Source organism: Bizionia sp. (assembly GCF_048259285.1).
Taxonomy (GTDB): Bacteria; Bacteroidota; Bacteroidia; order Flavobacteriales; family Flavobacteriaceae; genus Algorimicrobium; species Algorimicrobium hallyeonense.
On the sequence record NZ_JBLXHU010000052.1, the window covers coordinates 1 to 10,103 of the forward strand.

General features: G+C 35.8%; 12 protein-coding genes. 2 read left to right on the plus strand and 10 right to left on the minus strand.

Going from position 1 to position 10,103, the window contains the following annotated elements; genetic code table 11:
- On the minus strand, positions 1-416 hold a 416-nt coding region (locus ACN0QX_RS14125), incomplete at its 3' end, for an Arm DNA-binding domain-containing protein (RefSeq protein WP_417197868.1).
- 444 nt (positions 417-860) lie between these two features.
- On the opposite strand from ACN0QX_RS14125, the gene ACN0QX_RS14130 reads away from it, so the two are divergent.
- Positions 861-2,120: a site-specific integrase gene (locus ACN0QX_RS14130; protein ID WP_417197870.1), complete on the plus strand. Its 1,260-nt coding sequence runs from the start codon at positions 861-863 to the stop codon at positions 2,118-2,120.
- Positions 2,121-2,302: 182 nt separating this feature from the next.
- Positions 2,303-2,773: a tyrosine-type recombinase/integrase gene (locus ACN0QX_RS14135; protein WP_417197872.1), complete on the plus strand. Its 471-nt coding sequence runs from the start codon at positions 2,303-2,305 to the stop codon at positions 2,771-2,773.
- Between the two features lie 49 nt (positions 2,774-2,822).
- Here ACN0QX_RS14135 and ACN0QX_RS14140 read toward each other — a convergent pair whose 3' ends face one another.
- The 9 genes from ACN0QX_RS14140 to ACN0QX_RS14180 form a co-directional block, all read right to left on the minus strand.
- A complete protein-coding gene (locus ACN0QX_RS14140) occupies positions 2,823-3,143 on the minus strand; it encodes a family 20 glycosylhydrolase (protein ID WP_417197874.1) in 321 nt (106 codons plus the stop codon).
- 736 nt (positions 3,144-3,879) lie between these two features.
- A complete protein-coding gene (locus ACN0QX_RS14145; protein WP_417197876.1) occupies positions 3,880-4,131 on the minus strand; it encodes a histidine kinase in 252 nt (83 codons plus the stop codon).
- An 11-nt stretch (positions 4,132-4,142) separates the two neighbouring features.
- Positions 4,143-4,451 carry a hypothetical protein gene (locus tag ACN0QX_RS14150; protein ID WP_417197878.1) on the minus strand — a complete coding sequence of 103 codons (309 nt, stop codon included), beginning with the start codon at positions 4,449-4,451 and terminating at the stop codon, positions 4,143-4,145.
- A gap of 167 nt (positions 4,452-4,618) precedes the next feature.
- Positions 4,619-4,996 carry a TIR domain-containing protein gene (locus ACN0QX_RS14155; RefSeq protein WP_417197880.1) on the minus strand — a complete coding sequence of 126 codons (378 nt, stop codon included), beginning with the start codon at positions 4,994-4,996 and terminating at the stop codon, positions 4,619-4,621.
- A gap of 11 nt (positions 4,997-5,007) precedes the next feature.
- Complete coding sequence (locus ACN0QX_RS14160) at positions 5,008-5,859, minus strand: TIR domain-containing protein (protein WP_417197882.1); 852 nt, start codon at positions 5,857-5,859, stop codon at positions 5,008-5,010.
- 774 nt (positions 5,860-6,633) lie between these two features.
- The gene (locus ACN0QX_RS14165; RefSeq protein ID WP_417197884.1) at positions 6,634-7,365 is read right to left on the minus strand and encodes a cation transporter; all 732 of its coding nucleotides are present in this window, start codon (positions 7,363-7,365) and stop codon (positions 6,634-6,636) included.
- Between the two features lie 5 nt (positions 7,366-7,370).
- Positions 7,371-7,505 carry a hypothetical protein gene (locus ACN0QX_RS14170; RefSeq protein WP_417197885.1) on the minus strand — a complete coding sequence of 45 codons (135 nt, stop codon included), beginning with the start codon at positions 7,503-7,505 and terminating at the stop codon, positions 7,371-7,373.
- Positions 7,506-8,244: 739 nt separating this feature from the next.
- Positions 8,245-8,796, minus strand: coding sequence for a DinB family protein (locus tag ACN0QX_RS14175; protein WP_417197887.1), 552 nt, complete (start codon positions 8,794-8,796; stop codon positions 8,245-8,247).
- Positions 8,797-9,239: 443 nt separating this feature from the next.
- Positions 9,240-9,884: an outer membrane beta-barrel protein gene (locus ACN0QX_RS14180; RefSeq protein WP_417197889.1), complete on the minus strand. Its 645-nt coding sequence runs from the start codon at positions 9,882-9,884 to the stop codon at positions 9,240-9,242.
- Positions 9,885-10,103: the final 219 nt, after the last annotated feature.

The window sequence follows — 10,103 nt, forward strand, 5'->3', positions numbered from 1 at the left end:
ACAAATCTTACAAAATGACCGACTCGCGCTTTATCGGATGATAAACGCTGTAGTTTATTTGTTTTTTCTAAATTATCTAAATAATTATCGGCAATTTCTTTAAAGCTAGTTTTGGTAAGCGGAGTTGCGATTTCTTGTTTTATCTGTTTTGACGTGATATCATTTTGATGAGTCTGTAAATCAATTAAGGTTTGATTCGGTTCTGCCAATTTCTTGACAAGAAGATTGTTTAGGCGTGAAGAATTGGGATGTGATTTTCGCACCTCTCGATTGCCTTCATCCCAATATTTAATGGATATGTAATGCCCTATATAAAGATAGGTTGTTTTTCTGTTTTTAGTTATACGAACCGCTAAAGGAAAAAGACCTTGTTTGTTCGCTTTCTTGCGAAGAGTTACCTTTATACTTGACCCCATACTCTACTATTTACACTAAAGATACGAATTCTAGGTACAACATAGGTACAACAAATGGTGGTTTTTTATGGTTTTATATGGTCTTTATTGTTTTTTTTAAAAATGTAATTAGCTTATTATTAGCCATTTAACCATATATGACCTCAAAATTCTCTGAATTCAAAATCCAGTTCTTCGGAGTGTGGGTTCGATTCCCACCTCGAGTACAATTTGAATGTCAAATTCAATCAAAACCCTGTAAATATCAATATTTACAGGGTTTTTTATTTTATTTAATCACATTTGATGCCATATTATACCATCCAAAAAGTGCCCCATTCGGTGGCACTAACTCTCCAGAATTTAGTGCCACCGAATCAATCATAAATACCTTATAAACAGCATATTACGGCGCATAATTTTATTTTTATTTCCCTATATTTAGGCAGTAAAAAATTCAAAATTATGCAAGATTTATTGTCAATTCTGTTTTATATCCGAAAAAAGGGGGTGAGCGACCCCTCCCAAGCCATCATTTACCTACGAATAACTTACAACGGCAAAAGAGCTGAAGTTAGTACCATGAGAAAAATTGCTATATCCAAATGGGATGCCAAGGCCAACAAGGTTATTGGATATACCCCAGAAGCTAGACAGACCAACCGTCAATTGGATTTTATTAAAAATCGAATATATGAGATTTATCAAAAGTTTTTGAACGATGATAATTATTATATAACGGCAAAAGGAATAAGGGATGAATTTATAGGGGCAAACACCAATAAAAAATTGATTTTGGAAATGTTTGCCGAGCATAACCAAAGAATGGAAAAACTGGTGGGAAGGGAATTCTCCTTTAGGACACTTCAACGCTATAAGACCACCAAAAAGCACCTCAGAAAATTTATTATATCAAACTATAACTCCGGGGACCAACCTATCCATCAGGTAGATGTTAAGTTCATCAACAGCTTTATTTACTATTTAAAGGCCGATCAAGGACTCTCACATAATTCGTCCTTAAAATATATAGCCTACTTCAAAAAGATAATACGCCAGGCCTACGCCAATGGTTGGATCGATAAAGACCCTTTTTACAACTTTAAGCTTCGACCAAAATCCATTGATAAGGAATATTTAAACAAAGAAGAAATAAATATCCTAATTCAAAAACAATTCTCGATTTCAAGATTGGAACAGGTAAGGGATGTTTTCATTTTTAGTTGCTACACTGGTTTGGCCTATGTTGATGTTGCCAAGCTCAGTGTAAACGATATCGTAATCGGGATAGATGGGAAACGATGGATCAAAGTAAAGCGGACCAAGACCAAATCCTTAAGCAGTATTCCTCTATTACCGATTGCCGAAAGAATCATCACTAAGTATTCCTCTTTACCAAGTAACAAGGACCAACTATTACCCGTATATAGCAATCAAAAAACAAATGGCTATCTTAAAGAAATAGCAGACCTAACTGGAATAAACAAGAATTTAACCTTTCATGTTGCAAGGCATACCTTTGCCACTACCATAACTCTAGCAAACGGTGTGCCTATTGAATCCGTGAGCAAAATGCTGGGACACAAATCTCTGAAGACAACCCAGCATTACGCCAAAATACTGGATACCAAACTTGCTGAGGATATGAACAAGCTCCAATTACGGTTTGAAGACAAAAATAATTCCTCTGAACTTAAGAAGTCCAGAAAAAAAGTACCCTTTTGAGAATAATCCCATTTCAAATTTAAGTTCGAATGAAATATAAAAAATCCGATCGATCATTATAAAAATCCATCAAAGGCGAGGACCAAAAAGAATGTCTTGGCCAAGGTCAAGATCATGGAATAAGAAAACTCTAATACAAGCGGGAAAGCCCACTCTTACATGCAAAGAACTATGCCCTGATCATGTTTTACTGCAGGGGAATGAATTTTGTTGATCTGGTAAAATTAAAGTTAAGTGACATACACCAAGACCGCATATTCTATGGTCGAAGTAAGACCGGTGACCAGTTATCCGTCCGCATAACCGAAGAGCTTTCGGAAATATTGGGCCATTATACCACGGGCAAAACAAAGGACGACTATTTGTTCCCTGCAAATTATGATGGAAGCACAAAGCATTATGAAAAATACAGGACCCACAGACGAAGGATGAACGCCAACCTCAAGACCATTGCCAAGGATGCGGGCATAGAAGAAAATTTCACCACCTATACCATACGCCATTCATGGGCCACCATTGCCAAATATATGGGAATACCCACAGAGGTTATCAGTGAAGGATTAGGCCACAACTCCTTTAAAACGACACAGATCTATTTACGGAGTTTCACCAACCATGTTTTGGATGAGGCCAATGAAATGGTGGTTTCTTAGTCACACTCTATAATCCCCTATTATTGTTCTTCGATCATTGTAATTTTCCTTATTTGCCGTCTTCAGACAACGCCTCTTCAATAGGTGCCGTGAGTATTCCTTTGACACTCCAGATATCAGACATTATTGAAAGAGATTTTAAGAAACCCTCAAAATCCTTTCTTTCTACTTTTGTCCAACCTACTTCCGCGTAAGCGGCAATTCTAGGGAATGTCATAAAATCCATATAACCACTAGTAGGAATCCATTCTCCCCACATCTGACAGCCCATTCCTATTATTCGATCATGATATTGTCCGTCAAGGTTTTTTGGTATTGGATCGAAATCATACGCCCTTTTTAACGAAATGTCTTTATAAGAATAATCCAAATAGGTTTCGGAATGAAGTGTCCGTCGAGATACTCGAATGCAAATTTGGGCATTTTCCTTTTTGCTCTATTCCTCAAATCCGTAACGGAGGGATAGGCTGAATCTATCCTTATTTCTTTAGTCTTCATTTTTTAGATTCTATTCGAAATTTAACACTTCATTCAGATGGAAGAATAAACTCTAGATTTTTATCAGATGCTCCCAAAGAGTTTATCAATAATTACAAAAAAGATGATGTTATCGAAGGGGTAGAGTTTTATATTGATTATGACAATTGTTATAGAAGTCTTAGAGTCTTACTTATGTCAATGATCGATATTTTCGAAGAAAAGTACCAATTCACAAAGAAAAATTCAAACTAACCTTTTCTTATTAAATCGAAATTTTTTACAAACGTGTATTTAACCGGTATGCAACATTTTAATTGACTTTATCTTGAGTTCATTTGTTAAAATTGGCTACAATATTTATGATTAAATCATGTAAGCCTAGGGCGCAGTTTTAATTAACCGCCGTTGAACTATGCGGCGTCGGTTTTGCGCTATCCTTATTAAGGGAATTAATCCTTTTTTTTCTTCCAATTTAGGGATTTTTGGTTAATATATGCAAAGGTATGCGCCTACCTTGGCGGCCAGAAAGGAGCGACAATGGAATTATAACGTTGGGATTGACACTTATAACCTAGGAAGCTAGGGGTATGGATACAACAATATCATTAAACAGCCTAGCTGGCACTTTATTCTTTATAGGCCATTTCTCTTAAAACGTCGGTTATTGTGTTTTGAAATTGTCCATCGGTAAAACCTAGGGCAATAGCAATTGCTTCAAGTCCACTTGGTTTTTCTGAATTTATAACTAAACCATTTTCTAGAATTTGGTTTCTTTCAAGTTGTATTGCAAGAGACAAAATTTCAAAATCGGATAATTTGGGATAATCTTTTTTTAGATGTTTAGCAATTGTGTTGTAATCTTCGACTGTAGTTTTCATTTTATCATTTATTAATTTTCGTAATCTTTTTTTGAGAGCAAATGTAAAAGTGACCAGATTGGACTATTCACATGGGTGATTTCAAAGTCACGCAAAGCATTTGGTCCTAAATCGTAAAGTTCAATATTATTTTTATAGGCTTCGATTGCCTTCAAGATTTTCTCAAACGGAATTCGAGTATCATCACCATTTTCGCGAGTTAGAAAAACAGCTTGATTTGTTTCTTTTAAATATCCAAAACTATTATATCCATCAACCTGCGAATTTTTTTTATCATTAAACCGTTGAAGAATTTTCCCGAGTAAAACTTTAGAGTCCATGTTTATTAATGATTTGATTTTCAATACAATATGTGCTTACACCGGTATCAATTGTATATAATTACTGTTATGTATTTTTCATTTATACCGTAACTATGTATTAGACGCATACCTATTTGATGATATAAACCAAGTAACAACGGTTACCGGTGTTACAGGGCGTTTTTCTATAGTCCATTCACAAATTCTGCAATATTTGCCCAAGTCCAATTCACTTTTTTTAAACCATTCATTTCGTCTGGCGTGTCAAGTATACTGCATCCTGTCATATAAACACCTAAAATTGGAATTCCTTCTTCCTTCGCACATTTTATCTCCCAAATTGCTCCGTCTGCATTTTTCAAGTGTTTTGAAATTAAAATCACGACTCCATCACAACCTTTAATTTTGGTTCTACATCTAGTTTTCCATTCACTACTCCAAGGCTCCTTAACGGACATATCAACCAATTCATACGGAACTCTTTCGTGCCTTGCTTGACCTACAAAAAGGTCTCTAATCCTAACGTCTTCAATTGCGAAACTTGTGAAAATTCTTTTTGCCATAATTTATTTTTTTAGTTGTTACAAATACAAAGTGTCAACGGGTATAATTGATAAAGTTCATACAACAAATAACCTATTTCAATTGCCAAAGTCAAAAAAATGAAAAACCTGAATCGTTCAACTATTTTTGTTTCTGTTTTCGTATTAGGCTCATATTTAATTTCTTGTGTCAGAATACGCCACTCTTCTTCAAACATATTTGTTCTTAACTCTTTCTCTATTCTCTCAATTACTTTGAATTTTCCTGTGTTTAATTTTCCATAAGAGTTAACCAACTTGTCCCAAAAATATGTCGTGAGCAGAGCAAGTGCAGTAAGAATCACCATTGCCAAAATACTTAACGGAATAAAGCTATATGTTTTTCCTAATACAAAGGCAACGGAAAGTATTGAAGATGTAATTGTGAAAAATAAATTATTCACCTTCATTCTTGCATCCGTTACTTTCTCTGTTGAGCTTACCATTATTTTGTATTGCTCAATTTTTAGTTGACGGTCACTAACAAACACCCTGTCAAGGTATTTTAATGCTTGAACAGTACTGTCAAATACCTGAAAACCTTGGCAAAAAAGAATAGATTCTTCAGAAGCATTTTTAAGTTTGATTCCAATTATTTGTTTGTTAAGGCTTTTTGCTTTTGCATATTCCCAAATAATCTGGTCACTTTTGAATGTCTCACTGCCAATTAAGAATGCAACAAAATCACTTTCTTTTATTTTCGCTATAACAATATCCTTCCAATTCTCGATGTGTTCAGTTTGTTTTAGAACAGCAACAGCGTTTTCTGAATCGTTCAACAAAGCCGTAATGGTTTCGTCTCCTTCAACTTTGTCTAAGCTTCTATAACAAATAAATATCTTCATCTCTGTTTACTTTTATTGCTGTCGTCTTTTTAAAATGCCCTGTGACGTTAAGGCTATGATTTCGGTCTGGGAAATCCCTGCCTTGCTGATAGGCAGGCGACAGGATTTTTCAGGATCGGAATCGGGCCGTATTAAAAGTAATGAATTTTCTCTATTGAAAAAGGTAAGACTGAATTATAGGCCGTGTTAGCGGTTGCTTGCAGCGCTGACCATAGTCCAATGTGCAGGCCAAAGGTACGGTCCGCGTGGTATTTGACGCATTTTTAATCCGGTCGAAACCATAGCAAGCACAAATAAAATTTGGCGTTCCGTAAAACCTGGAAAAGGATGGACAGGCCTAAGGTCGATCTGCTTACTGCTTGCGTATTGGCGGCAAATGTATAGGCCCGTAAGTTGCCCTATTATAAAGCCCCAACCCCTATAATAGCCTGGTCCTGGGAATTGCAAACCGTAGTTTTTTGCTGCCCTGATAAACGTTCTGCTTGCGCACTGATTGGTCCAACTATAGGGTAGGCAGCAAAAAAAAGGAAGTCCCGAAGCTGCTCTTTATTTTTTAAGGCAAGTTACCGCTAACGACCCGGCTATGCGTAGTGCGGGATTTGAAAGCGGAAAGTTTCAAATTTGCACTGAGCCAATAGTTTATATTTTGTTTTTATTTTATTCACTTTAAATACCAAATTAAAGTATTGGCGGACTTCTTAAAATGCATTGACCTTTCGTTTAGCAGAAAACCCGCATTACGTATAGCCATTGTTGTAAGTAGTGCTTTTTTATTCACTTACTTAATTTCAAAATTCGAAACGCTCCTTGAATTACCAAAACAAAAACGATTGTTCCGATAATCAAATCAGGTTTGCTCGAACTCAACCAATTTACCAAAATTCCAGCAATTATTACTCCTAAATTGATAATCACGTCATTTGATGTGAAAATCATACTCGCTTTCATATGAGCCTCTTCTTTGCTTTTTGACTTTTGCAAAATGTAAAGACAAATTCCGTTTGCGATAAGTGCAAAAATCGAAACGATAATCATTGTCGAAAAATCGGGAAGTTTCTCGTCTCCAAAAAATCTTCTTAAAACTTCCACAAATCCAATAATCGCAAGTGTTATTTGAAAATATCCAGCAAGTTTTGCAATCCGCTTTTTCTTAATCAACGTTCCGCCAACCGCAAACAAGCTAATTCCGTATACGAAACTGTCGGCAAGCATATCCAAACTATCGGCAACAAGACCCATTGATTTTGAGATTATTCCTGTTGTCATTTCGATAATAAAAAAGGCAAAATTGATTGCAAGTACAGACCAAAGTAGCTTTTTTTGGTTTGCATTTTCATTAAATTCTGTTTGGTCGGTCTGTTCGGTCGAGATTTTCTTTCCGCCTAAATTTAGTTCAATAACGGACTTTTCGATTTGGTCGGATTCTCCGCTGTGAAAAACAGTCAGTTTTCGGTTCGGAATATCAAAGTCCAAATTCGCAATACTTGAAATTCCGTCCAATTTCATTCGGATTAGATTTTCCTCTGAAGGACAGTCCATTTTGGTAATTTCTTCGCAATACTTGAAATTCCGTCCAATTTCATTCGGATTAGATTTTCCTCTGAAGGACAGTCCATTTTGGTAATTTCGAATATTGTTTTTTTCATTCGGTTTCTGGGTTTTCGGCATTACTTACAACAATTGTATATAGCAACTAGTGTTTATATTCCTCTTATAGGTCTAATTTAGTAAATCTTTTTAGATAGCCTGGTTATTAATTAATGGTTTAAGGCTGAGCTGATCCCTACCCTATTCTGCAGGGTTTCGTTGTCATTGGTTTGCTTATTATTTAGTGGAGCTAAAGAAAAACAATTCTTTTAAAGGTAAGTTGTGGGTAACCGTAGTTTGGGATGTTTCTAGTTTCTATTTTTTGAGAATGGCACAATTGGTCCGAAATGCATGGCACTTTAACCCGTAGTATCCACCCTGACAAAGAAGAAAGAATACCTAGCTGTGTAGTCTTACCCATTGGGATTGGCACAGGCCAACAAGGCAGTGCAGCTATCGGCCATTGCCTACAACCTGAAAACCCGCCTGAACGGCAGGGGCAGGAGTACTTGAAATTCTCGGGTAAACGGGTAAAAAGCGGAGCAGGAATACTCGACTTGTTTTTTGCTCTGAAAAACAGACTGACAGCAGTCGATAAATCCGTTTTGGCTGGTTTGGATTTGGTCTAAACCCGGATGGCCAAAAAAAGAAAAACCGCTTAGAGCGGCTTATTTGAGTTGGTAATTTTACGTTTTACAGGCTTGTGCAACGGTTACCGTTGTTGCCATTTCGTTGTTTTTTTACTTATTATTTTAATCCGTTTTCTTTTTTAGCTTCCAATTTTATAATCCCGAGTAATTACTGGTATAAAACATATCTTGGCGGTTTTAGTCCATTCAGTCGCATATAAACGAGCATTTGTCCTCTGTGATGGGTTATGTGGTCGGCAAGCAATAACAAAATTTGCCTTTTTGTTCTGTCCGCCCCAAAATAATCTAATCTTTCTTCAAGTCTATTCGGGTCAAAATTTGAGATGAATTCTATTGTTTTGTCAAAAGTCTCACTGATTTTTGCAATCATTTCTTTTTTAGATTTATTGTCCACTTTGAGTTCCGTGTCTGTATTCCAATCTCTGGCTTCACGTCCGCCCATTAATGATTGACTATGCCAGTCCATTGCCCAACCAATATGCATTAAATTTTCCGCAAAACTCATCGATTCTGGCGTCGCTTTGAATTCATATTTATCTTCCGGCATTGTTTCTGCTACAAGAATTAAGTATTCTTTCGATTTTTCTAATCGTTCCAAATATTCTTTGATGAAGTCGTTTTCTTGAGCAAAAATCGGCTGTGCAAATGAAGATAAAAGCGTTGCCGAAACAAGAATTAACAGATATTTTATGTTTTTCATTTAGTTCAGTTTATTATTTCCGTTATGTTTGGTCACAATGAATGGCAACATTATAGCAACTAGTGTTTATATTCCTCTTATAGGTCTAATTTAGTAAATCTTTTTAGATAGCCTGGTGATTTATTTAGGGGGCTTATAGCTCAACTGATCCCTACCCTATTCTGCGGGGTTTCGTTGTCATTGGTTTGCTTATTTCTTTGGAACCAAAGAAAAACAATTCTTTGAGAAGTTGGTTGCGGGAAACCGTAATTTGAGATATCTTTAATTGTAGTGGCGTAAAGCAAAATAAAGATTTGGGAAATTTGAGTAATCCCGGGCTAATCGAAAACCTGTGAAGTATGGAAAATGGTATTCAGCTTTCGCTCCCGCAGGTTTTTCGGGACAGGCTGTAGCGACCCACAACGCTTATTTATTAGTGCCTGGTAGATCAACGTGTCAACGTTTTATATTTTTTTCACTATGGTCAAACCCAGGCCTACCGATCTTAGCCTGAAATCGGACCCTGTGAAATAGGAATCTTTAAAGATTTTTGAAATACTGCTATAGTAGTCTACGCTTAACTGTAAGGCTATTTTATTACTTACATTGTATTCCATGCCACTTCCAAGTTTAAATCCAATAACATATGAATTCGTTGTCGCCTCGTATTCCAGATTATTTAGAGGAAAAAGGTTGTTAACTCCAACCTCTCCGAATAAACGGATTTTCCCGGGTAAAAAATAGTACTTTAAAGTAATAGGCACTTCAATTAAGCTCAATTCTACCTCCTCTGGAATTGAAGGGGATATAAAATCGCATACGTCGCAGAAATATGTTCCTTTAAAGTCCTTGTTAGAATAATTTATTGCACCATTAATAATCAAATTCCCTTTTAATAAATATTCTAAACTAAGCCCAAACCTGTAATTGGATTTGTTATAATCTGCAAAAAAACCTGTGTACTTGCCAAAAGCCACTCTCTTAGAGCTTACATTTTTTTCAAGACTCGCGGACACTCCAACCCTAACTTTTTTTGAAACGTCTTGGGCTGTAATTACGGGAGTAGAAAATAAAAATATAAAAATCAATAATAAATTTCTGGTCGCCATTATACTCTATTTATTGTTTCCATGTTGATACCAAACTTTATACTTTGAAGATGTTTTTTTTCAAAAGAGTTGCGTTGTAGTTTTTTATAAGTAAATCTTTATAGTTGTTAGGTACACTTTACGTAAAAAAATGAACCCTCGCATAAGAATTGATTTTAATATTGTTAATTTCTTTTGCCACGGATATTTCTATTTACACGTCACTTAATTCATCATTCA

Excerpts from the sequence above, each read along its gene's own strand:
- ACN0QX_RS14130 (WP_417197870.1), top strand. The coding sequence starts at position 861 with ATGCAAGATTTATTGTCAATTCTGTTTTATATCCGAAAAAAGGGGGTG.
- ACN0QX_RS14135 (WP_417197872.1), top strand. The coding sequence starts at position 2,303 with ATGTTTTACTGCAGGGGAATGAATTTTGTTGATCTGGTAAAATTAAAG.
- ACN0QX_RS14145 (WP_417197876.1), bottom strand. The coding sequence starts at position 4,131 with ATGAAAACTACAGTCGAAGATTACAACACAATTGCTAAACATCTAAAA.
- ACN0QX_RS14150 (WP_417197878.1), bottom strand. The coding sequence starts at position 4,451 with ATGGACTCTAAAGTTTTACTCGGGAAAATTCTTCAACGGTTTAATGAT.
- ACN0QX_RS14155 (WP_417197880.1), bottom strand. The coding sequence starts at position 4,996 with ATGGCAAAAAGAATTTTCACAAGTTTCGCAATTGAAGACGTTAGGATT.
- ACN0QX_RS14160 (WP_417197882.1), bottom strand. The coding sequence starts at position 5,859 with ATGAAGATATTTATTTGTTATAGAAGCTTAGACAAAGTTGAAGGAGAC.
- ACN0QX_RS14165 (WP_417197884.1), bottom strand. The coding sequence starts at position 7,365 with ATGAAATTGGACGGAATTTCAAGTATTGCGAATTTGGACTTTGATATT.
- ACN0QX_RS14170 (WP_417197885.1), bottom strand. The coding sequence starts at position 7,505 with ATGAAAAAAACAATATTCGAAATTACCAAAATGGACTGTCCTTCAGAG.
- ACN0QX_RS14175 (WP_417197887.1), bottom strand. The coding sequence starts at position 8,796 with ATGAAAAACATAAAATATCTGTTAATTCTTGTTTCGGCAACGCTTTTA.
- ACN0QX_RS14180 (WP_417197889.1), bottom strand. The coding sequence starts at position 9,884 with ATGGCGACCAGAAATTTATTATTGATTTTTATATTTTTATTTTCTACT.